The sequence below is a fragment of the Citrobacter sp. Cf087 genome, from assembly GCF_030334285.1.
Taxonomy (GTDB): Bacteria; Pseudomonadota; Gammaproteobacteria; order Enterobacterales; family Enterobacteriaceae; genus Citrobacter; species Citrobacter freundii.
The window spans coordinates 451,758-474,810 of record NZ_JAOWED010000029.1 but is presented as its reverse complement, the minus strand read 5'-3'; the positions used below and the strand labels follow the sequence as shown (position 1 = coordinate 474,810).

Sequence of the window (23,053 nt, the reverse complement as noted above, 5' to 3'; positions counted from 1 at the left end):
ATAACTAGAATAGCGGGCATTTACTTTTTCTACGAACCAGGACCCCATCCATGAGTAAGTCTGAAAATCTCTACAGCGCAGCACGCGAACTTATCCCTGGCGGCGTTAACTCCCCCGTTCGCGCCTTTACTGGCGTGGGTGGTACTCCGCTGTTTATCGAAAAAGCCGACGGCGCGTATCTGTACGATGTCGATGGTAAAGCCTATGTTGACTACGTCGGTTCCTGGGGACCGATGGTGCTGGGCCATAATCACCCGGCAATCCGTAATGCGGTGATTGAAGCTGCGGAGCGCGGTTTAAGCTTTGGCGCACCGACTGAAATGGAAGTGAAAATGGCGGAGCTGGTCACTGAACTCGTGCCGACCATGGACATGGTGCGCATGGTGAACTCCGGCACGGAAGCGACTATGAGCGCAATCCGTCTGGCGCGCGGTTTCACCGGTCGCGATAAGATCATCAAATTTGAAGGCTGCTACCACGGTCATGCCGACTGTCTGCTGGTCAAAGCGGGTTCGGGCGCGTTAACGCTGGGTCAGCCGAACTCCCCGGGCGTTCCGGCTGATTTCGCGAAACACACTCTGACCTGCACCTATAACGATCTCGCTTCAGTACGTGCGGCATTTGAACAATATCCGCAGGAGATCGCCTGCATCATCGTTGAGCCGGTCGCAGGCAACATGAACTGCATCCCGCCGCTGCCGGAATTCCTGCCGGGCCTGCGTGCACTGTGCGATGAGTTTGGCGCGCTATTGATCATCGATGAAGTGATGACCGGTTTCCGCGTGGCGCTGGCCGGTGCACAGGATTATTACGGCGTCGTGCCGGATCTGACTTGTCTTGGCAAAATCATCGGTGGCGGAATGCCCGTTGGCGCATTTGGTGGCCGTCGCGATGTGATGGACGCACTGGCGCCGACTGGACCGGTTTACCAGGCGGGGACGCTTTCCGGTAACCCAATCGCGATGGCGGCAGGTTATGCCTGTCTGACCGAAGTCGCCCAGCCGGGTATTCATGAAACGCTGAACGAACTGACGACGCGTCTGGCGGAAGGTCTGCTGGAAGCTGCTGAAGAAGCGAATATTCCGCTGGTAGTTAATCATGTAGGCGGGATGTTCGGGATTTTCTTCACCGATGCAGAAACCGTAACCTGCTATCAGGATGTGATGGCATGCGACGTTGAACGCTTCAAGCGTTTCTTCCACATGATGCTGGATGAAGGAATTTATCTGGCGCCGTCTGCGTTTGAAGCAGGCTTTATGTCCGTGGCGCACAGTGAAGAAGATATCAATAACACCATCGACGCCGCGCGCCGGGTGTTTGCGAAACTGTAAAGGATGAATTGCCGGGTGGCGCTTACGCTTACCCGGCCTACATTCTACGCCGTAGGCCGGATGGCGGCATAAATTACCGGCTCTGCTTACGTAGCAGATAGATAAAGTACGGCGCGCCAATAAACGTCGACAGTAATCCCGCCGGGATCTGATACGGAAACAACACCATCCTGCCGCACCAGTCAGCAAAGACCAGCAACACGCCACCCGCCAGCGCCGAAATCAGCATATGCGGCATCGCCCGACGAAAACCCATCATCCGGGCAATATGCGGTGCCATCAGCCCGACAAAGCTCAACGGTCCAATAGTCATGGTGGCTGTCGCCGTCAGCCCTGCCGCCAGCAGCAGTAATCCCACGCGTGATGGCGTAATAGCCATACCGACAGCCCGTGCCGTATCGCCGCCGAGCGGTAAAATTGTCAGCCAACGGCGGCACAGCGGCGTCATCGCCAGCAGGATAACCATTACAATCCCGGTGCGCAGCACCTGTTCGCCACTCGCGTTATAGGTTGAGCCGGAGATCCAGGTTAGCACCCCCGCCATACGCGGATCGCCGCTGGCCTGCAGCATCATCAGCAGCATTGTAAACGCCGTGCTGAGCGCCATCCCTGCCAGCAACATGCGGTGCGGTGAAAAGCCCCCGCGCCCGGCGGCAATCATAATGATAAGCAAGGTGGCTGCCGCACCGAGGCTCCCGGCCGGCAGCAGCCAGCCAAAGGCATTGCCAGGGACCAGAAATAACATTAGCACCACGCCAAATGCCGCCCCGGAGCTAATTCCTAATACTTCCGGACTGGCCATTGGATTTCCGGTCAGACGCTGAATAATACAGCCAGCTACCGCTAACATTACCCCGGCAATCAGCGCTGCCAGAACACGTGGCCAGCGCCAGGGCATGAGCTCATCCAGCATCGCGCCGCTGGCCCATGTCCAGCCGTGCGCATCGCGGCCAAACGCGAGCGCCACAATAACGGTAAGCAGCAATATCGCCCCGCCCGCCAGGGCAAACATCAGTACATTCTGGCGCTCAGCAGCGATGCGGTTACTGGCATTCATATCCGGCGCGCTCATACTTCTAAGGCGCGGCAACAGCCACAGCAGCAATGGCGCGCCAATCAGCGCCGTCACCGAACCAGTGGAGACTTCCATCCATACGCGGGTCAGCCACAGAATGATTTGGTCGGAGAGCCAGAGGATCAACGCACCAATCAGAGGGGCCAGCATCAGACGCGCCAGCAGACGACGCGCGCCGAGCATTTTCGCCAGCAGCGGTGCAAACAGGCCAATAAAGCCGATAATCCCAACCGCGTTAACCAGTAAGGCGCTGATAACAATGGCCAGCGATAACGCCGCCAGACGTGCCAGCGACAGCGCCAGACCGAGGTTACGCGCCACGCCGTCATCCAGTCCCATCAGCGTCATTGGGCGTAATAACAACAGCGTCAGCATCACACCGCCCAGCAGTTGCGGCCACAGACGCTGTACGCCGCTCCAGTCGGTCTGCGTTAGCGTACCGCTGCTCCATAAAAACATGCTTTGCAGTTGATCGTGATGGAAGATAACCATCAACTGGTTAATTGCCCCGCAGTACAGGCTGACCACCAGCCCGGCAAGGATTAACGTCACCGGAGAAAGACGTTTGCCCCAGGCAACGCCAAACACCAGTGCCCCAACAACACATGCTCCCGCCAGCGCCGCAAATTGCGTGGTCAGCGCACCGGGAATAGCCCACAGCGTGGTAACCGTAATGCCCAACTGCGCCCCGGTTGCGACACCTAACGTAGTGGGTTCTGCCAGTGGGTTACGCAGCACCTGCTGAAACAAGACACCGACCAGCCCCAGCCCGGCACCGACCAACAGCGAAATCGCCAGCCTCGGCAGCAGACTGTAGTGGAAAACCATCTGCTCAATAGCATTGATATCCGGTGACCAGATAGCCTGTTGCCACTGACTGCGCGGTAGCGCAACAGAGAAGTTAACCCAGGTCAGCCAACAGGCAGCGACAAACAGAACCGCCAGAAGAAGCGTTGGGAACAGCGCAATTCGTTTACTCACGCTTTGCCTCCCAGCGCATTATCCAGAATGCGGGCAAAATGCATCGCCGAGAGCGTGGCACCATAGAACCAGACGGCAGGCACACGCTGAAAACGTCCGCTGCGGACAAACGGCATCGCCTGCCACAACGGCGTAGACATCAGCGCAGCCATCTCTTTATCGTTGCCGTGGTCAAAACACAGCACATCGACATCCTTATAAGCAGCCAGACGGTCAATACTCACGGCAGTGCTGCCCCAAAAGTTTGTCTCGCCCTGCCAGGCGTTGGGGATCCCATAATCATCCAGCACGTCCTGAAACAGGCTGTTTGGGCCAAACACCAACATATGTCGCGAATCAAGCAGGGAAGTGAGAAGTACAGGGCGCGCGCCGCGTTGAATGAAGCGCGGTTTCAGGCTGGCGATAAAACGATCGTACTCGGTCAGATGGCGTTCAGCAGAGGCTTGCAGATTGAACAATTGCGCCATTTCCTGCAGCGATTGTCGCGCAACGGCCAGCGGCTTTTTACCGTCACTGAAGTTAAATCCCCGGCCAGGTGCAATCCGCGCCAGCTTTTCAGGGGAAGGACCATAGCCTGCCGACCACAGCAAAAACGAGGGTTTCATTTCGGTCAACAGTTCGAGATTGGGCTCCGTACGTAGCCCGACATCAATCACAGAATCCGGCAACGGGGGCTCACTGACCCACAGCTTGTAGTTAGGGATATCGGCAATGCCATACGGCGTAATACCCAGCGCCAGCAATAGCTCTACCGGTAGCCATTCCAGCGCCACAATGCGCTGCGTATCAACCGCCGCAGCGTGCGCCGTATTCATCCGCCACAGCAGCGGCGACAGCGCCATCGCCGCAAGCAGCCGCCGACGGGTAATATGATGTAATTCAATCATTAATAGACAAAACTCACGGGTGCGGCACCGGCCGGATGCGGCAAAATGCCCATCGGGATACCGTAAATCTGTTCCAGAGTTTCACTGCGCATCAGTTCAGCAGGCGTCCCTTGTGCAATCATTTCACCACCGCGCAGCGCAACTAAGTAATCACAGTAGCGGGCCGCCATGTTGATATCATGCAGCACCGCAATCACCGTCAGCCCGCGCTGCTGACTTAAGCGATGCACCAGTGCCAGTACGTCAACCTGATGAGCGATATCCAGCGCGGAAGTCGGTTCATCAAGCAGCAGACAGCGGCTGTCCTGCGCTACCAGCATGGCAATCCACGCGCGCTGGCGTTCTCCGCCGGACAGACTATCAACCAAACGGTGCGCCAGCGGTTTTAAGCCAACCAGCGAAATCGCCTCTTCTACTTTCTCTCTGTCGGCAACGCCAAAACGTCCTAGCGCCCCGTGCCACGGATAGCGGCCAATCGCCACCAGTTCGCGCACCGTCATCCCTTCGGCCTGCGGCAACTGCTGCGGCAGATAGGCGACCTTGCGGGCAAACGCTTTACTGCTCCAGTTCTCCAGCGGCTGTTCGTCGAGCAGGATTTCACCTTCTGACGGCGGCTGATGACGTCCCAGCATTTTCAATAACGTCGATTTTCCGGAACCGTTGTGGCCGATAAGGCCGGTCACTTTACCCACAGGAAAAGTTAATGAGAGAGGATGCAAAAGCGTGCGGCCAGGCACACGAAAGGAGACATTACGCAACGCAAAAGTAGTGTCGGGATGGGATCTGTTTTCCTGCATAGCAGCCAACTTGTAAAACGGGCACGCAAAGCGTGCCCAAAAGAAATTAGAAACGGAAGGTTGCGGTTGCAACGACCTGACGTTCTGCGCCCCAGAAGCAGCCATAGGTCTGGAAGCAGCTGGCGACGTATTCACGATCAAGCAAGTTATTAACGTTAACCGCAATACTGGAGCCAGCCATACCGAAACGCGCTAAATCGTATTTTACAACAGCATCCATGACTGCTGCGCTACCCACCTTAAAGGTATTTGCTGGATCGCCATAGCTTGAACCAATAAAGCGCCCACCGGTACCCAGCGTCAGGCCAGATAACGGACCTTCATAGAAGGTGTAATCACCCCACAGAGAAGCCATTTGTTCTGGCACCTGCTCAGGTGTATTTCCCTTAAGATTGGTGTCTTTCGTGTATTCCGCATCGGTATAGGTATAAGACGCAGTCATGTTGATATTCGCGGTAAGCGCCGCTTTAGCTTCCAGTTCAACACCACGAGCACGGATTTCACCGGCAGGAACCTGAGCCAGTGGATTCGTTGGATCAGCAGTCAGATTATTGGTTTTCGTCAACTGATAAACCGCACCGGTGACGACAATCGGCAGATCTTTCGGTACATACTTAATCCCGGCTTCATACTGCTCGCCTTTGGACGGCTCATAGGAAACGCGTGGCACGCTCCACAAGTCAAATGAACTCGGTTCAAACGACTGACTGTAGCTGATATACGGCGTAATCCCATTATCAAACAGGTAGTTTACACCACCACGCCAGGTGAACTGGTGATCATTACGCTCAATATATCCTTCCGTTGGCGTATAAGAGTTCTGGCGTATTGTTGTAGCTTGCTGAGACCAGTCGTAGCGACCGCCGACGGTAAACACCCACTTATTCCACTCAGCCTGATCCTGAACGTAGATACCAGTCTGTTTGGTTTCATTCATCTGATACGGTTCGGTATCACCAAATGCAAAATACTCAGGGTCATAGTTGCCGTTAAGATCAATGGGTGGCGCACTACCAAACGCAGCATTGATATCATTACGCATGCGCATGAAATCAACACCAGTTAACAAAGTATGTTCCACAGCACCGGTAGCAAATTTGCTTTCCAGTTGCGTATCGACGCTAAAGTTTTGCAGGCGCTCATCATCCACGACCGTTCCACGGTTCAATGTATGGCCATCGGAAGCGATCCCGGTGCCGTATACACTCTGCTGCGACGTCTTCATTTCAGTAAAGCGCAGGTTCTGGCGAACGGTAAATGTATCGTTAAAGCCATGCTCAAAGCTGTATCCCACCATTTTCTGATTGCGGGAATAAGTATTGTTTGAGGCACCTTCATTGAAATCGGTCGGCAAACGCTTGCCGTTTGGCAGCGGTTCAACGGTGCCTTCTTTTGGTAACCAACCGTAGTAACCTGTTTCCGGTTCGTTCTGGAAATAGGACAGGAACGTAAAGTTGGTTTTGTCATCAGGACGCCATGAGAAGGAAGGCGCGATCGTATAACGCTGTGATTCAGAACCCTGCTGCTGCTCATTTGTTGAGCGCGCCAGCCCGGTTAAACGGTAGGAAAATTCCCCGTTGTCATCCAGCGCATCACTAAAATCAAAACCGGTCTGGAACAAATTGTCCGACCCCATTTTGAACTGAATTTCTTTTAACGGCTCTGTGGTCGGGCGCTTGCTGACCATAGAGATGATGCCGCCAGGATTGCTCTTACCATAGAGTACAGACGTTGGGCCACGCATCAACTCAACACGTTCAAGCATGTAGGGATCAATAACCGCATCGTTATAGAAGTTACCCTGCAATTTCAGTCCATCCAGATAGTTATTCTGGCTCAGGCCGACGGAAGAGAAACCACGGATAATCACAAAATCATAGGTGTTAGATGCGCCACGACTGTTAACAGTCACACCAGGCGTATATCCCAGAGCCTCTTTCACCGACTGGAATTGATGCATTTGCATCTCTTCGTTGGTCACTACCGAAACAGACTGTGGTGTCTTTTCTATAGGCGTATCAGTCTTGGTCGCAGTAGCGGAACGCTTAGCAGCAATGGTCGGAGCTGGCCCCCATGCGCTTTCCTGCGGAGCAGGAGCTGCAGTTACGGTGATGGTTTCTTCTTTCGGGTCAACCGCCGCCTGTGCATAGACAGACATGCCGCTAACCGCTGTGGCTACCACTACTGCGATTTTACGCAGTGATGAACTTGGCTGAGCAGTTTTAAGACGCGCCATTGGTATTTCTCTGATGAAAGTGAATGATAACGTAAACGAGAATTATTATTATAACGGCAGCATAATATTCGAAACTCTGGCGAGATAGCAAGCAATACGCGCCCCTACTAAAACTGAGGGGTTAAGAAATAACCAGATGAAAAGAAAGGGTTAATAAATTAGGCTGGAATGTTAGAGCGCTGACAACCCGCCGCAGCGGGTCGCAAGGCGTTAGCGGTAAAAGACCTCAAAAGTCGCGACGGCGTCCACTTTCCCGGCTTTGACATTGCCGGTTTTGGCATAGCGTGCCTTCAGCGGAATTTCTGCCACTTCGTTAGCGCTGGTGCTGCTCACAGCGGTATAGGTTTGATCAAAACTCAGCACATTATTGTTCGTGTCCAGAATCTGGATACCGACACCGCTGGCAGAGCTGTCTCCACTGGCGATAGCCAAAATATTGCCATCCGTAACGCCTGTCGAACCAGCACTGTTGAACTTATAATCGATTTGGGTACCTGCCCGACAATCAGAAATCTCGATTTTGAAACTGTTATCGGTGAGTACTTCTGAAAATTGACTGTCAAAGTTATCGACATTAATCGTCTTCAGCGGCACGTAGATATTTTTATCCTCCAGGTTACAGGTATTAGTCTGGATATGAATGCTGGTGGGAGATACCAATATCTGAGCTATCACATCATTCCCCCACTTCTCTTGCGCTGTCAGCCGGGAGGTATCAAGATAACCATCCTCGACGTCGCCCGTCACAACCAACTGCATTGACGCATGGTACTTTGTATGAATACTGTTCCATCCGCTTGCTCCATAGCTATAAAAATGCATGGGTGTGACGATATCCTCAGAGGTAAAGGTAGGTGTTCGTTCTTCCGCTTCAGCCATGCGGATACCTATACCTGGAATGCTAGTCTGATAAACGCCTTCCAGCACTCCATTGCGGGCATCGGCATCCGTTAACACTGCGTAACCTTTGTATTTGTTGCCAGTATCCTGGCAATCCATATCGATTTGGCCGCTCTCAATGCTTCCCTCATAAATAACCGTACCAACTGATACGTCAGGCTCCACAGTGATGCTTGCCGGTAGCTGAAAGGTCATTGCGCCATTTTCCGGGTAATTTCCGGTACATGTGGCGGCATAAACAGGTGCCGCAGATCCAGCTAAAATCAATATGATCAACATAGCCCTGAAAATGTTTATGTTCCTTTTACTCATATCTGACAATTTCCGTATTCATAAGCCATCTTCCATTATTGGCAATTAACCGTAGCTGAGAGAATTCCCGTACCCATGTTCTCAGGCACGCTTACGCTACCCGTACATTTCGTCTGTGCGGTATTTCCCCATTGCACCTCAATGCGCTGTGTTCCTTTTAGCCCAGTGACATACACTTCACCGTCGTCACCCACGATCGATGTCGTACCGTCCATACTTAACAGAGCACCAAAAGGAACCACGCTCTGACCATGTTTTAAGGTAAGTAATGCACGCTTACCTGAACGCGCCGTGAAGTCAGCCTTCAGGACGGCCCCTTTTGTCGGAACCACATCCAGAGAAGCATCCTGAATATCAATATCATCACGTCCCTGAGTATTCACAGTAATAGTATTACGGCGATAATTGGTTAAAGTTGGCACAATGGCATTGCCCCAATAATCGGTGTAAACCCCCCGGGAATTTTGTATTTTTACATTATCGCCATCGGTAATGTGCACAATGGCAAAAGCATCCTGAATGGATTGTCCAAGCGTTATTCCCTGCGAATGCGCAACAACGGAACCTTGGGCGCCATAGCCCCACTGTTTACTGTCTTTTTGATAACTGTAATTGGCGCTGAACTCGCCAACCGATGTCCGATACCGGGAAGAGAGATAGGCACCATAACCGACATCGTTATCGGTGTAGGTTTGCTGAAGGTTATAATTTAAATTGTTATCTTCCAGTAGCGTTCCACTGACGCCAACCTGATGTGCACTATTACCATTTTTTGAACTTGTCAGAGTATATGTTCCCCAGGCATTCGCCAGCCAACGCGAAAGAGGGACATTCATTGAGATAGAAAACTGCTGATCGTTAGTGGTTGATGGCGTTTTTGTCATGCTGTAATTCAGCGACCAGTTAACGCCCTGCCAACTGCTGCTGTAACCGAGACTCACGCTTCGTTCATGGCCTTCCATTCCCCAGTAATCTTGCTGATAAGCGTTGGCGTATACCGATCCCCAGCTCTGTAACGACTGAGAAAGATTAAGTTGCAGGCGGCTGCGACGGTTATAGCTATCGCGATAGCTATAGATGCTGTCATCGTCGTAGCTGTTATTACGCTGATCGAGAGCCTCCTGAAAGGTATAAAACCCGGAGGTGGAATAACGATAGCTGGCCAGCGTGACCGTGGTATTGGTTAACGGAAAATCTTTTGCGTACTGCGCGCGCCACGACTGGCCATTCGCATCCGCGCGTTCGTCGTCAAACGCGGTTCTCGCCGCCGTCAGATCCATCGACAGCGAACCAAAATCGCGTAAATCGGCTCCGATGCCGACCAGTCCGGCGCGATACATCGACGCGCCCTGCAGACCGCCGTAAGCGGTAATTCCGAAAGGCAAGCCATAAATTGCCGTAGCCTGGCTGAATTCCGGCTCCTCGCCGTTATCAACATCGCGATATTTCCCGGCTGCCAGGCTGTACTTCAGCGCGCCTTCACGTTGCATAATCGGCACCGAGGAGCTGGCCTGAATAAAGCTGTGCTCTGTACCGTCGGCCTCCGTCACGGTGACTTCCAGATCCGCTCCTGCCGTCACCTGCGTTAAATCACGAATTTCAAACGGGCCAGGCGAGACGTTGGTCTGGTAGATGGTGTAACCGTTTTGCTTAATGGTGACTTTGGCATCGCTATTAGCAATCCCACGAACGACCGGGGCAAAGCCCTGTAATCCACTGGGCTGCATACTGGTATCGGTCTCCAGCTTAACGCCCGTCATCTGCACGCTATCGAACAGTTCGCCGTTAGTGTAGGTTTGCCCTATCTGAAGCTGGCTACGCAATGCTTTGACATCGCGTCCAAGCGTCGTATTAATAGATTGCCAACCATTATCACTCCCCCAATTGCTGGTGTTACGCAAACGCCAGGGGCCGATATTCATCCCTGAATTCAAACTTGCCCAGTTCGAAGCATTATTTTGACCACTGGATTGTTGGTGCGATCCCGAAATATAGTAACTGGTCCACAGAGCCGGAATGCCGTCATCCCAGAAAGTGGGATTGCTTTCGCCCGAAATTTTGCGGTCGCGGTAGATCTGCGGAATACGTAATTGCAGCACCTGTGTTTCCGGATTGAAGTCATAGCGTCCATCCACGATATATTCGCTAATATCACCCAGCAACGTATCTTCGTTAACATTATTTAATGCCGGAACCGTATCAACTTTAACGCCCAGTTCGCGCAGCTCCGCTTTGGTAAATTGCGGAATCAGTTTGCTGTTATCTTTTGAAAGGAGGTAATTTAAATTTCGTTTATCAATGCGATCCTGATCCCAAACAATCGACGTTAAATAACGTCCGGGGGATAAACCATTATGCTGTAAAAAAGCTTCAAGCGCCCCGGTATTCTCAAGTGGGGTTCCCGTTTCAAGTACACTGAGATTGAAATAATCATCAGCACAAACGGAACCACTCGCAGTCAATATAGCGAATGTCAGCGTATTGAGAGCAAAAAGCCGGGCAGTACGATGTGAAGGCATAAATGTCACCCCATAACTCATCGATAGCTGATTTACAGCGACTGTTTACGCTGTTCGGTTTCTGAGCCAAAATCATTAATTGCGGTCCAGACAACGTTGCCTTTTACTGCCGATGGCAGCGGAAAACGCTGCTCACCAAATGGAGCGACCATCATCGTTAATGCCGTCGGAGAGGACTGGTTTGTAGCCGGTTTAATCGCTTTTCCCGCCACAGAGATCTGTCCGAAGGTGACATAGAAGGGTGTGGGGTTTTTCACCACCAGTTGATTTTGATGGCGGCTAAATTGCAACGATTGCCAGGCCATTTTTGCCTCGTCTTCTGTCAATGAGGCCGGGCGATAAAACAGTTTTAATTTAGTTTTAATGGCAAATTGTAACGTGTTCTTGTCATGCAATTCTTCTGGGATCGCTGCAACAGATTTGATGTTCGCCATAAATAATGACTCACGATCCTGAGGCAGCGCCGATTTATTTCCGGTATAAACCACGTGTAGCAGCGTCTGGCGGTTTTCGTCCAATTTGTAAATTGGCGGTGTCATAATAAATGGCGCTTTGCTGTCATCAATATTACTGACCCAGCTCTGCACCAGATAACGTTTATCATTATCTTTATTTTTTAAAGCAATCTGTACTTCAGACTGGTTAGCCGGATATATAATTCGTGTGCCACCCACTACTACGCCAGCTTGAACCGAATTTAATCCCGAAGTTAATATAAATATTAATGCTGTGAAAAGTCGTTTCATCTTTCCATTCCATTGAAATACTGGCCCTGCCTGGGCCAGGTTTATGATGATTAACGATAAAGCAGAGTATAGGTCGCTTGTGCGGTATAATCACCGGTAGTTGGTAAAGTGCTACCAACCTGGATAACCTCAGCTTTATAATTAAAAACCACGCTCTCGCCGTTAGTCTTATTCAGTGCCGCTTCAGGATCTGAGCCATCAAATTTCACGTAGTTGCTGCTCCCTTCTGGAAGCATACGTACCCCGAGGTTCTGCGCAGTCCCTGTCGCCTGCAAGACTTCATCGTCGTATCCGGCAATACGCGTCCCATCAAATTTGATATTGAGGTTGGCAACCGCAGCATCACATTCTGTCAGCGTAATCGCAAAAGATTGCGTGTCGCCGACTTTTTTATCTTCGCCAAACGCAGTTTGAGAAAGGTTGTTAAACGTCACAGTACCGTTTGTCGCTGTACCATTTACATCAACCACGCAACTATCGGGAAGAATTTTCCCATTAAACGTTACCGTCCCGGTATCAACGGCAAAAGCAGATGTTGCTACAGTTGCCATTGCACTACTGACAAGCAACGAGATGATAATTTTTTTGCACATAACGTATTCCTTACATATGTTCACAAAAATCAATGAAGAGAAAAGTTAACACAGAGGGGAAATAGACAATGGCTGGAGATGTGCTGGAATATAAAATCAACAACATCATAGATATAATATATCTTTATCAACTCATTCAGTTTAAAACATTCCCTTGTGTCATCTATTCTACGTACCATAATGAATAAAAGCTAATCAACGCATTCACCAAAATTAAAGAAACAACACACAACATCTTGTTTTAGCAGAACAATTTATGAAAACAATATTTTCTTAATGGTGATTTAAGCCAGCATGAACATATTCATAAAAACAATATTACTCACATATGAATACGGGCAGACAATAAAAAAATGCAGAAAAAATAGAATAAAATCAACCAACCGATGATATATACACAAAAATAATATATTGAATTTATGATTAAACGGAAAATATAGGCAGGAAACACCATCACTGTTCACCCTATCCTGAGCTTGCAATACAGACCGCAATGCGAATACCACAAGAGGGAGAATTCCCCCACATCAGCAGGCACCGATGCGGGGGAGGACAGCTAAAAAATCAGTTACCGCCAAACATATCTTTTATCCAACCAGCCACGCCATCGCTGTCTTTCTTCTCTTGCTGCGGCGGTTGCTGCTGTTGAGGCTGCTGCTGCGGCTGTTGAGAAGATTGATCGAACGGATTCCCCGACTGCTGCAGCATTTCACCCTGCTGACACAGCGAATCAGGATCGGTGGTCCATACCGGAAGCGTGCGTATCCCGCCACTACAAACGAAGTTACCGTCGTAGTCTACGCCCATATCCACCACATCCTCCGGTGGCGTCAGCACCAGCGGTGTTGGCGTCTGGTTAGCCAGATAACGCTGATAAATCGACATCGCGCCGCTGGCACCGTACAGCTTGGTTGGCTGGTTGTTATCGCGGCCCACCCAGGTGATGGTCACCTGGCTGCCGTCGATCCCGGCAAACCAGGTATCCACGTTGTTGTTGGTGGTCCCGGTTTTCCCTGCCAGATGCAAGCCAGGATATTTCGCGCCAAGCTGACGACCCGTACCACGCTGAACCACCTGCTGCATGGTCCACAGCGTCATATACGCCGCCTGCGCCGGAACGGCACGCTCAGCCTGCGGGAAGCTCTGGTACAGCACGGTACCATCTTCGGCAATCACCGAACGCAGCGCCGACAACGGCGCACGGTTCCCGCCGCTGGCGATAGTCTGGAACGCCTGTGCTACTTCGATTGGCGTCAGGTTCAACGCCCCCAGCAGCATGGCCGGAACCGGGTTAAGCTGATCTTTCGGCGCGCCCAGTTTCAACCAGGTATCGGTTACCGCAGGCAAGCCCAGCGCCATCCCCAGATTTACCGTCGGTACGTTCATGGAGCGGGTTAACGCATCCACCAGCATCACTCTTCCGCTTTCGCTATAGCGACGGTCATCGTTCTGCGGTGACCACACCTGGCCGTTCGGCTGGCGCAACGCAATCGGCGCATCAGCAATCCAGGTATTCAGGCGGTAAAGCTTCGGCTGGCTGAGCGCAGTCAGATAGGTCGCCGGCTTCGCCAGAGAACCAATCGAACGACGCGCCTGCATCGCACGGTTATAGCCCGCGAACTGCGGCTCTGCCCCGCCAACCATGGCGCGAACTTCGCCACTGAATCGGTCAACCACCACAATCGCGGTTTCCAGATCGCTCAGCTTACGCTGTTTCTTCAGCACCGGAATGCCTTCCACCGCCGCTTTTTCCGCAGCGTCCTGCGCCACGGAATCAAAGGTGGTGAAAATTTTCACGCCGGAGAGATCTTTAACTTTATCGCCCAGCTTCGCCTGAAGCTCCTGACGCACCATCTGCATAAAGGCTGGCTGTGGCGAGATCACTCCACCACGCGGCTGTACGCCTAACGGACGCGCGCTCAGCATGTCATACAGATCCTGATCGATGATCTGCTGCTGTTGCAGCAAACGCAGCACGAGGTTACGACGCTCCAGCGCCAGCTTCGGATTACGCCATGGGTTATAGATTGACGCCCCTTTAACCATCCCCACCAGCAACGCCTGCTGGTCGAGACTCAGTTCTTCCACCGGACGACCGAAATAATAGAGGCTCGCCAGCGGGAAGCCGCGAATTTCATTATCGCCGCTTTGACCGAGATAGACTTCGTTCATGTACAGCTCAAGAATGCGATCTTTGCTGTAACGCGCATCCATCAGCAGCGCCATGTAGGCTTCGTTGGCCTTACGCCAGTAAGAACGTTCGCTGGACAGGAACAAGTTCTTCACCAGTTGCTGAGTCAGCGTACTCGCCCCCTGCACCGTGCGACCGGCCGTCAGGTTGGCCAGCACCGCACGACCAATCGAGTAGAGGCTGACGCCATCATGCTCATAGAAGTGACGGTCTTCGGTTGCCAGCAGCGTATCTACCAGCAGATCCGGGAATCCACTGCGCGGGACAAACAGGCGCTGCTCGCCGTTAGGTGAAGAGAGCATGGTAATCAGGCGTGGATCGAGACGGAAGAAACCGAACTGGCGGTTGTTATCCATATTCTCGATAGTATCCAGATGATCGCCATCAAAGGTCAGACGTGCGCGCACCTGCCCTTCTTTACTGTCCGGGAAGTCAAACGGACGACGAATCATCTCAATGCTCTTCGCCTGTACGGTGAATTCGCCCGGACGCGTCATCTTCGAGACCTGACGATACTGCGTGGCCTCTAGCAGCTTCACCATCTCGTTCTTGCCGATGGGCATTTCTGGCTCGAGGTTAACCATGCGGCCATATACTGCCGCCGGAAGCTGCCAGACTTTACCGTCGATACGGCTACGGATTTTTTGGTCCAGATAGACGCCGTAAATAGCGATCAGCACCAAAAAAACAATCGACAGTTTTACCAGCAGCCAGAACCAGCCGCGTTTACCACGAGGCTTACGCCCTTTGCCTTTACCCTTACGCGGCATCGGTTCTTCATCCTCATAGTCATCATCATCATAATCGTCGTCATACTCTTCATCTCTGAGTTGACGACGGCTCACCTTTTGTTTCACTGGACGTGAGGGTTTCCCTTTACGTCCAATTGGCTCGCGGTCATTCCCCGCCATGCTTTTTCTCCGCAACATTCAGGCGCAAAGGCCCGATTCTCTGTTCTTCCGTCCTGCGACAGAAGAAGAAATCTCTCAATTTTCAGCTGTATTTATGCCGGATGGCGGCGTAAAACGCCTTATCCGGCCTACGTTCGCCCTGATAAGCGCAGCGCCATCAGGCAACCACGCATACAGCTATGAATACTTTTTGGTGCGCCGCGTTGGCGCGGTATTCGCCGGATCGTCCGGCCAGACATGTTTGGGATAACGCCCTTTCATCTCTTTTTGCACCTCGCGGTACGATCCCTGCCAGAACGCGCTTAGATCGCTCGTCACCTGTAGCGGTCTTTGGGCCGGAGACAACAGCTCAAGTACCAGCGGCACGCGTCCCTGGGCGATAGTCGGGGTGTTTGCTTCACCAAACATTTCCTGCATCCGAACGGCCAATACCGGAGGATTATCCTCATGATAGCGAATAGCAATCCGGCTTCCCGTCGGCACAGTGTAATGCGCCGGCAGTTCACTATCCAGACGTTGCAGCATTGACCAGTCCAGCAAACCGCGCAATGCCTGACCCACATTGAGTGCTTTTAACGCGCGTAAAGAGTGCACACCGCTCATGTGTGGCAACAGCCAGCGCTCCAGCGTCTTCAGCAGAGAATCCTCATCTACCGCAGGCCAGTCGTACTCCGGTAACCAGTTTGCCGCACATTGCAAACGCAGCCGAAACTGCTCGGCCTCCGGCGTCCAGTTGAGCACACTTAGCCCTTTATCGCGAATACCATTCAGCATGGCCTGGTGTAGTTCCTCTTCCGAGGGCTTGGCCAGCGGCTGTACTTTTACCGTCAACTGGCCGATACGCGACCGACGCAGTGCCTTTAATGTTCCCTGGGTTTCATCCCATTCGATAGTATCGGACTGTTGCAGCAGCTCAGGACATGCCTGCATCAACACTTCAATATCCAACGGCAACGCTAACAAAATACGCGCATCTGGCGATGCGCTGCCCTGCAGTAACAGTGGTGCTATCAGCCATTCATGGCGTCCAAGGGCGTCATCGGCATCCAGCATCGCACCCATGCCGTTGGCCAGTTGATAGCGCCCTTCTTGTCCACGTCGACGGGCGATCCGATCGGCAAACGCCTGTGCCAGCAACGAGAGAAGCAGCGCGCTGTCGGGCTGCCCGCTGCGAACGTTAAGCCGTTTCAGCAATTGTTGACTGCGCTGCTGCCAGGCGGGCTGATTTCGTGAAAACGCGACGGCCAAATCAGTGCTGCCCCCGCGCGGCGGCTCTTCCAGAATTGCGGCCAGTTTTGCGGCCGATGCCGCTTCATCGTCATTTTTGGTGCTAACCAGCATAGCCGCTAAACGGGGATCGTTACCCAATGCCGCCATTTTTTGCCCACGGGCACTGAGCCTGTCGCCCTCAAGCGCGCCCAGCATCTGCAACAACCGTTTTGCCGCCTGCAGGTTAATAGCGGGCGGCGTATCCAGCCAGTTCAGTTGCTCAGGATCGGTACATCCCCATTGCAGCAGCTCCATCAGTAGCCCGGACAGATTGCTCTGTAATATCTCAGGCTCTCCCTGCGCCGCCGCTCTTTCCGCCTGCTCTTTGGCAAGCAAATGTAGGCAGATACCTGGCTCCAGACGCCCGGCACGTCCAGCACGCTGGGTCATTGAGGCCTGGCTGATGCGCTGGGTAATCAACCGCGTTAAACCGGTACGCGCGTCATAACGCGCCACTCGCTCCTGAGCGCAATCCACCACCAGCCGGATACCTTCAATCGTTAAGCTGGTTTCGGCAATATTGGTCGCCAGCACCACTTTGCGCTTACCTTGCGGCGCGGGCAAAATCGCCTGACGCTGCTCAGCCAGCGTCAACGCGCCGTACAACGGACATAACACAACATCGCCGCCCACACGCGTTGCCAGTTGTTCCTGCACGCGCAGGATTTCCCCAACGCCCGGTAAAAACAGCAGCAGCGACCCGCTTTCATGGCGCAGTAGCTCCGCCGTCGCTATCGCCACCGCTTCGTCAAAACGCAGATGTGCCGCCAGCGGCTGATACCGTCGCTCGACCGGGAATGTGCGGCCTTCAGAGATAATCATGGGCGCATCGGGCAATAACTGCTGCAAGCGCCCGTTATCGAGCGTTGCGGACATGATCAATAGTTTCAGATCGTCACGAAGACCTTGCTGTACATCCAGCAACAGCGCCAGCGCCAGGTCGGCCTGCAGGCTCCGTTCGTGAAATTCATCGAGGATCACTAACCCGACGCCAGTGAGTTCGGGATCGCGCTGGATCATGCGCGTCAGGACGCCTTCCGTCACAACTTCCAGCCGGGTCTGCGACCCCACGCAGCTTTGCGCACGCATCCGGTAACCCACGGTCTCACCGGGCTTTTCGTTCAGCAACTCCGCCAACCGCTGCGCCACGTTGCGTGCCGCCAGACGACGCGGCTCCAGCAAAATAATCCGCCCCTTGATGCCACCATGTTCAAGCAGTCGCAACGGCAGCCAGGTCGATTTCCCGGCACCGGTCGGCGCGGTCAGCAGCACCTGAGTCGAGGCATCAAGGGCGGTAAGCAGTTCAGGCACTACGGCGGCAACGGGCAACGACGTCACAAATAGCTCCAGAGGGTTAACATTCTTCGCGCTGCATTGTAGCATCGCGTTAATTCATAACCGAGTATCCATAATGTCTGAGCCAAAAAGGCTGTTCTTTGCGATTGAATTGCCTGGCGCAATCCGTGAGCCAATTGTTCACTGGCGTGCGGAGCAGTTCCCCGCAGAAGCCGGGCGTCCCGTTGCGGCAGAAAACCTGCATCTGACGCTGGCCTTTTTAGGTGATGTCAGCGCAGAGAAGCAACAGGCGTTGTCGCAACTAGCCGGACGCATTCGCCAGCCAGGTTTTACGCTCAAACTGGATGATGCCGGGCAATGGCTGCGCTCGCGGGTCGTGTGGCTGGGGATGCGTCAGCCGCCGCGCGGACTGTTACAACTGGCGAATATGCTGCGGGCGCAGGCCGCGCGCAGCGGGTGTTATCAAAGCCCGCAGCCGTTTCACCCACATATCACGCTGCTGCGCGATGCCGGACACGCGGTTCCCATCCCCCCACCGGGCTTTGGCTGGTCATTTCCGGTCACAGAGTTCGCACTTTACTCCTCTTCATTCGCACGAGGACGCACGCGTTATACGCAGCTGCAACGCTGGACGCTGACTGAATAATTAAAGGGACTGTTTATGCAATTTTCTCCACCTTTACAACCCGCAACACTCATCCAGCGCTACAAGCGTTTTTTAGCGGATGTGATCACACCGGATGGCTCAACGTTAACGTTACACTGCCCAAATACTGGCGCGATGACCGGATGCGCCACCCCGGGTGATACCGTCTGGTATTCGACATCAGAAAATACTAAACGGAAATATCCACATACCTGGGAATTAACGCAAACCCAATCCGGGGCATTTATTTGTGTTAACACGCTGTGGGCCAATAGATTAACGAAAGAGGCTATTCAGAATGAGCTTATTTCGAAAGTTTCAGGCTACAGTGCCTTGAAAAGTGAAGTAAAATACGGCGCAGAAGGGAGCCGTATCGACTTTTTGTTGCAGGCGGATTCCCGACCTGACTGCTATATTGAAGTGAAATCAGTCACGTTGGCGGAAAATGATCAGGGTTATTTTCCCGATGCCATCACTGAACGAGGTCAGAAGCATCTTCGGGAATTGATGAGCGTAGCGGCAGAAGGCAAGCGGGCGGTGATATTTTTCGCCGTGTTGCATTCAGCCATTACACGGTTTTCACCCGCGCACCATATCGATGCAAAATATGCGCAATTATTAGTTGAAGCACAGCTTAAGGGGGTAGAAATTCTGGTTTATAAAGCGGAACTTTCTGCCCATGGCATGACTCTTAAAGAGCCGTTGCCCATTACCTTGTAATGGTGTAAACATTTGGTTAATTAGTATTCTGGGCGCGTGGGCAAATACGCTTTTCCTCACAGGGTTGTCAAGTGTTACGTTTAGATAATTGCTATCCGGAAAAGCATCTGCTATTTATAGCGACCTGATTTTTCCCCCGAACATGGGGATCGATAGTGCGTGTTAAGGAGAAGCAACATGCAAGAAGGGCAAAACCGTAAAACATCGTCCCTGAGTATTCTCGCCATCGCTGGGGTGGAGCCGTACCAGGAGAAACCGGGCGAAGAGTATATGAACGAAGCCCAGCTGTCGCACTTCAGGCGTATTCTTGAGGCATGGCGTAATCAACTTAGGGATGAAGTTGATCGCACCGTATCTCATATGCAAGACGAAGCGGCTAACTTCCCTGATCCGGTGGACCGCGCCGCGCAGGAAGAAGAATTCAGCCTTGAGCTGCGTAACCGTGACCGTGAGCGCAAACTGATCAAAAAGATCGAGAAGACGCTGAAGAAAGTAGAAGACGAAGATTTCGGCTACTGCGAATCGTGCGGCGTAGAAATTGGTATTCGCCGTCTGGAAGCGCGTCCGACAGCCGATCTGTGTATCGACTGCAAAACGCTGGCAGAAATCCGCGAAAAACAGATGGCAGGTTAATTCCGGTCATTTTTACCACATTTACTACAGGCGGGAGTTTCTCCCGCCTTATTATTTGTCAGTCCGCAAAATGAGCGATTCACACTATATTGGCCGCTTCGCCCCTTCCCCCTCCGGCGAACTGCATTTCGGTTCACTGATTGCCGCCCTCGGCAGTTACCTGCAGGCTCGTGCCCGGCGCGGAATCTGGCGAGTACGCATTGAAGATATTGATCCCCCTCGTGAAGTTCCCGGTGCTGCAGATACGATCCTGCGTCAGCTGGAACATTACGGTCTGCACTGGGATGGCGATATTTTATGGCAATCCCAACGCCATGAAGCCTACCGCGAAGCGCTTACCTGGCTGCATCAGCAAGATCTGAGCTATTATTGCACCTGCACGCGAGCGCGTATTCAAAGCGTCGGCGGTATTTACGACGGTCACTGCCGTGAGTTACGCCTCGGGCCAGAACAGGCGGCCGTCCGTATTAAACAACGCCATCCCGTGATGCAGTTTACTGACCGGCTACGCGGTGTGATTCAGGCTGACCCGCAACTTGCTGGTGAAGATTTTATCATCCACCGCCGCGACGGGCTGTTTGCCTATAACCTCGCCGTGGTAGTTGATGACCACTTTCAGGGCGTAACGGAGATTGTTCGCGGCGCCGATCTCATCGAACCCACGGTGCGGCAAATCTCTTTGTATCAGCAGTTTGGCTGGCAAGCGCCTGACTATATTCATCTTCCGCTGGCGCTCAACGAACAAGGCGCTAAACTTTCAAAACAAAATCATGCACCTGCGCTACCACAAGGCGATCCGCGCCCAGTGATTATTGCCGCGCTACGCTTTCTCGGCCAGCGTGCCGATATCCCGTGGCAGGAGATGCGTGTGGACCAGATCCTGGCGTTTGCCGTTGATAACTGGCGTCTGACAACAGTGCCTGAATCAGTGATCTTAAATCCGGCATTCTCAAATGCGCCACGCTGAGCTATGATTAGCCGCTATTTTTACACAGCAACACTTGTTCTGATTGAAGTTTGACACTACCGAGGTGCACTATTTTTACCCGAGTCGCTAATTTTTGCCGCAAGGTGCTAAGCCGCGAGGAGCGCGAGGCTGAGCTCGCCGTCGCCCGTCCACATATGACGGTAATTCCGCGTGAGCAGCACTCTATCTCCCGCAAAGATATCAGTGAAAATGCCCTGAAGGTAATGTACAGGCTCAATAAGGCCGGATACGAGGCATGGCTGGTTGGCGGTGGTGTACGTGATCTTTTGCTGGGCAAAAAGCCGAAAGATTTTGATGTCACCACTAACGCAACGCCGGATCAGGTGCGCAAACTGTTTCGTAACTGTCGCCTGGTCGGTCGCCGTTTCCGTCTGGCTCATGTCATGTTCGGCCCAGAAATTATCGAAGTGGCGACATTCCGCGGCCATCATGAAGGCAGCGAAGCCGATCGTACCACGTCGCAACGCGGGCAAAACGGTATGTTGCTGCGCGACAACATCTTCGGCTCCATTGAAGAAGATGCCCAACGTCGCGATTTCACGATAAACAGCCTGTATTACAGCGTGGCCGATTTCACCGTACGTGATTACGTCGGCGGTATGCAGGACCTCGAAGAGGGCATCATTCGCCTGATCGGTAATCCGGAAACGCGCTATCGCGAAGATCCCGTGCGTATGCTGCGCGCCGTGCGCTTTGCCGCCAAGCTCGACATGCGTATCAGCCCGGAAACCGCAGAGCCGATCCCGCGTCTGGCAACGCTGCTGAACGACATTCCTCCCGCACGCCTGTTTGAAGAAGCACTGAAGCTGTTACAGGCGGGCTATGGGTATGAAACCTATAAAAAACTGCGTGAGTACAGCCTGTTCCAGCCGCTGTTCCCAACCATTACACGCTACTTCACCGAAGACGGTGACAGCCCGATGGAACGCATTATCGCTCAGGTACTAAAGAATACCGATAACCGCATTAACAATGATATGCGCGTTAACCCGGCGTTCTTGTTCGCCGCGATGTTCTGGTATCCGTTACTGGAAGCCGCGCAGAAAATTGCGCAAGAAAGCGGTTTGGCTTACTACGACGCTTTCGCGCTGGCAATGAACGACGTGCTGGACGAAGCCTGCCGCTCGCTGGCGATCCCGAAACGTCTGACCTCGCTAACCCGCGATATCTGGCAGTTGCAATTACGTATGTCCCGTCGTCAGGGTAAACGCGCCTGGAAGCTGATGGAACATCCAAAGTTCCGCGCAGCTTACGACCTGTTAGCACTGCGTGCCGAAGTAGAACACAACGCTGAACTGCAACGACTGGCGAAATGGTGGGGTGAATTCCAGGTTTCCGCGCCGCCGGAACAAAAAGGCATGCTGAACGAACTGGATGAAGAGCCTGACGTACGCCGTCGCCATCGCCGCCCGCGTAAGCGTGCGCCGCGTCGCGAAGGTAGCGCGTGACCGTCGTTTATATCGCCATCGGCAGTAATTTAGCTTCTCCCCTGGAGCAGGTGAATGCTGCCGTGCAAGCGATCGGCGAAATCCCTGACAGCCGTATCGTTGCGGTTTCTTCGTTTTATCGCACCCCCCCGTTGGGTCCACAGGATCAGCCCGACTATCTGAACGCCGCCGTGGCGCTGGATACCGCTCTCGCCCCCGAAGCGTTGCTGGATCATACCCAGCGAATTGAACTGCAACAGGGCCGGGTGCGCAAAGCTGAACGTTGGGGACCGCGAACGCTGGACCTCGATATTATGCTGTTTGGCGATGAAGTGATTAACACCGAACGCCTGACCGTGCCGCACTACGACATGAAAAACCGTGGTTTTATGCTGTGGCCGTTATTCGAAATTGCGCCTGAGCTTATTTTTCCGGATGGTATCAGACTGCATCAGCACCTCACCCATCTTGGTATTGCAAAACCTGCACACTGGTAAAGTATCTCCTCCCCTTTAGCGTTTACTGCTTTAGCGCCAAACGATTGCTTAAAACAATTGCCCCCCTGAATGTGACTGTTAGAATGCCGATAAATATG

Annotated in this window: 17 protein-coding genes; 7 read left to right on the top strand and 10 right to left on the bottom strand. The window is 52.9% G+C overall.

What is annotated here, in order from left to right; translation table 11 throughout:
* The first annotated feature begins 50 nt into the window (after positions 1-50).
* Positions 51-1,331: a glutamate-1-semialdehyde 2,1-aminomutase gene (gene hemL / locus OGV57_RS13640; protein ID WP_003837523.1), complete on the top strand. Its 1,281-nt coding sequence runs from the start codon at positions 51-53 to the stop codon at positions 1,329-1,331.
* Positions 1,332-1,404: 73 nt separating this feature from the next.
* Here the strand turns inward: hemL and fhuB are convergent, their stop codons facing one another.
* The 10 genes from fhuB to hrpB all read right to left on the bottom strand — a co-directional run bounded on the left by fhuB (position 1,405) and on the right by hrpB (position 18,086).
* Complete coding sequence (fhuB, locus tag OGV57_RS13635; RefSeq protein ID WP_003018589.1) at positions 1,405-3,387, bottom strand: Fe(3+)-hydroxamate ABC transporter permease FhuB; 1,983 nt, start codon at positions 3,385-3,387, stop codon at positions 1,405-1,407.
* Positions 3,384-4,274, bottom strand: coding sequence for a Fe(3+)-hydroxamate ABC transporter substrate-binding protein FhuD (gene fhuD, locus OGV57_RS13630; RefSeq protein WP_003837517.1), 891 nt, complete (start codon positions 4,272-4,274; stop codon positions 3,384-3,386). Before fhuD ends, fhuB begins: the two co-directional genes overlap by 4 nt.
* Positions 4,274-5,071, bottom strand: a complete 798-nt coding sequence (gene fhuC, locus OGV57_RS13625) for a Fe3+-hydroxamate ABC transporter ATP-binding protein FhuC (RefSeq protein WP_003845793.1) — start codon at positions 5,069-5,071, stop codon at positions 4,274-4,276. Before fhuC ends, fhuD begins: the two co-directional genes overlap by 1 nt.
* 46 nt (positions 5,072-5,117) lie before the next feature.
* Positions 5,118-7,307, bottom strand: a complete 2,190-nt coding sequence (fhuA, locus tag OGV57_RS13620) for a ferrichrome porin FhuA (RefSeq protein WP_003018594.1) — start codon at positions 7,305-7,307, stop codon at positions 5,118-5,120.
* A 210-nt stretch (positions 7,308-7,517) separates the two neighbouring features.
* Positions 7,518-8,519, bottom strand: a complete 1,002-nt coding sequence (locus tag OGV57_RS13615; protein WP_226791561.1) for a fimbrial protein — start codon at positions 8,517-8,519, stop codon at positions 7,518-7,520.
* 35 nt (positions 8,520-8,554) lie between these two features.
* The gene (locus tag OGV57_RS13610) at positions 8,555-11,038 is read right to left on the bottom strand and encodes a fimbria/pilus outer membrane usher protein (protein WP_054528064.1); all 2,484 of its coding nucleotides are present in this window, start codon (positions 11,036-11,038) and stop codon (positions 8,555-8,557) included.
* Positions 11,039-11,070: 32 nt separating this feature from the next.
* Complete coding sequence (locus OGV57_RS13605; protein ID WP_168927633.1) at positions 11,071-11,784, bottom strand: fimbrial biogenesis chaperone; 714 nt, start codon at positions 11,782-11,784, stop codon at positions 11,071-11,073.
* 50 nt (positions 11,785-11,834) lie between these two features.
* Entirely contained in the window at positions 11,835-12,377 is a 543-nt protein-coding gene (locus OGV57_RS13600; protein WP_003837506.1) for a fimbrial protein, read from the bottom strand.
* 564 nt (positions 12,378-12,941) lie between these two features.
* Positions 12,942-15,479 carry a bifunctional glycosyl transferase/transpeptidase gene (gene mrcB, locus OGV57_RS13595; RefSeq protein ID WP_054528063.1) on the bottom strand — a complete coding sequence of 846 codons (2,538 nt, stop codon included), beginning with the start codon at positions 15,477-15,479 and terminating at the stop codon, positions 12,942-12,944.
* A 177-nt stretch (positions 15,480-15,656) separates the two neighbouring features.
* Positions 15,657-18,086 carry an ATP-dependent helicase HrpB gene (gene hrpB, locus OGV57_RS13590; RefSeq protein ID WP_054528062.1) on the bottom strand — a complete coding sequence of 810 codons (2,430 nt, stop codon included), beginning with the start codon at positions 18,084-18,086 and terminating at the stop codon, positions 15,657-15,659.
* Positions 18,087-18,159: 73 nt separating this feature from the next.
* Here hrpB and thpR point away from each other — a divergent pair, with 73 nt between their 5' ends.
* The 6 genes from thpR (at position 18,160) to folK (ending at position 22,955) form a co-directional block, all read left to right on the top strand.
* Positions 18,160-18,690: an RNA 2',3'-cyclic phosphodiesterase gene (gene thpR, locus OGV57_RS13585; RefSeq protein WP_003018620.1), complete on the top strand. Its 531-nt coding sequence runs from the start codon at positions 18,160-18,162 to the stop codon at positions 18,688-18,690.
* Positions 18,691-18,705: 15 nt separating this feature from the next.
* Complete coding sequence (gene sfsA / locus OGV57_RS13580; protein ID WP_054528061.1) at positions 18,706-19,410, top strand: DNA/RNA nuclease SfsA; 705 nt, start codon at positions 18,706-18,708, stop codon at positions 19,408-19,410.
* Between the two features lie 177 nt (positions 19,411-19,587).
* Entirely contained in the window at positions 19,588-20,043 is a 456-nt protein-coding gene (gene dksA / locus OGV57_RS13575; RefSeq protein ID WP_003018625.1) for an RNA polymerase-binding protein DksA, read from the top strand.
* A gap of 70 nt (positions 20,044-20,113) precedes the next feature.
* The gene (gluQRS, locus tag OGV57_RS13570) at positions 20,114-21,010 is read left to right on the top strand and encodes a tRNA glutamyl-Q(34) synthetase GluQRS (RefSeq protein ID WP_003018627.1); all 897 of its coding nucleotides are present in this window, start codon (positions 20,114-20,116) and stop codon (positions 21,008-21,010) included.
* A gap of 71 nt (positions 21,011-21,081) precedes the next feature.
* Positions 21,082-22,479, top strand: a complete 1,398-nt coding sequence (pcnB, locus tag OGV57_RS13565) for a polynucleotide adenylyltransferase PcnB (RefSeq protein WP_203237415.1) — start codon at positions 21,082-21,084, stop codon at positions 22,477-22,479.
* A complete protein-coding gene (folK, locus tag OGV57_RS13560) occupies positions 22,476-22,955 on the top strand; it encodes a 2-amino-4-hydroxy-6-hydroxymethyldihydropteridine diphosphokinase (RefSeq protein WP_003018634.1) in 480 nt (159 codons plus the stop codon). Before pcnB ends, folK begins: the two co-directional genes overlap by 4 nt.
* The last annotated feature ends 98 nt before the right edge of the window (positions 22,956-23,053 follow it).

What these genes read in the sequence shown, in the direction of transcription:
- hemL (WP_003837523.1), top strand. Translation starts at nt 51, where the DNA reads ATGAGTAAGTCTGAAAATCTCTACAGCGCAGCACGCGAACTTATCCCT.
- fhuD (WP_003837517.1), bottom strand. Translation starts at nt 4,274, where the DNA reads ATGATTGAATTACATCATATTACCCGTCGGCGGCTGCTTGCGGCGATG.
- fhuC (WP_003845793.1), bottom strand. Translation starts at nt 5,071, where the DNA reads ATGCAGGAAAACAGATCCCATCCCGACACTACTTTTGCGTTGCGTAAT.
- fhuA (WP_003018594.1), bottom strand. Translation starts at nt 7,307, where the DNA reads ATGGCGCGTCTTAAAACTGCTCAGCCAAGTTCATCACTGCGTAAAATC.
- OGV57_RS13615 (WP_226791561.1), bottom strand. Translation starts at nt 8,519, where the DNA reads ATGAGTAAAAGGAACATAAACATTTTCAGGGCTATGTTGATCATATTG.
- OGV57_RS13610 (WP_054528064.1), bottom strand. Translation starts at nt 11,038, where the DNA reads ATGCCTTCACATCGTACTGCCCGGCTTTTTGCTCTCAATACGCTGACA.
- OGV57_RS13605 (WP_168927633.1), bottom strand. Translation starts at nt 11,784, where the DNA reads ATGAAACGACTTTTCACAGCATTAATATTTATATTAACTTCGGGATTA.
- OGV57_RS13600 (WP_003837506.1), bottom strand. Translation starts at nt 12,377, where the DNA reads ATGTGCAAAAAAATTATCATCTCGTTGCTTGTCAGTAGTGCAATGGCA.
- mrcB (WP_054528063.1), bottom strand. Translation starts at nt 15,479, where the DNA reads ATGGCGGGGAATGACCGCGAGCCAATTGGACGTAAAGGGAAACCCTCA.
- thpR (WP_003018620.1), top strand. Translation starts at nt 18,160, where the DNA reads ATGTCTGAGCCAAAAAGGCTGTTCTTTGCGATTGAATTGCCTGGCGCA.
- sfsA (WP_054528061.1), top strand. Translation starts at nt 18,706, where the DNA reads ATGCAATTTTCTCCACCTTTACAACCCGCAACACTCATCCAGCGCTAC.
- dksA (WP_003018625.1), top strand. Translation starts at nt 19,588, where the DNA reads ATGCAAGAAGGGCAAAACCGTAAAACATCGTCCCTGAGTATTCTCGCC.
- gluQRS (WP_003018627.1), top strand. Translation starts at nt 20,114, where the DNA reads ATGAGCGATTCACACTATATTGGCCGCTTCGCCCCTTCCCCCTCCGGC.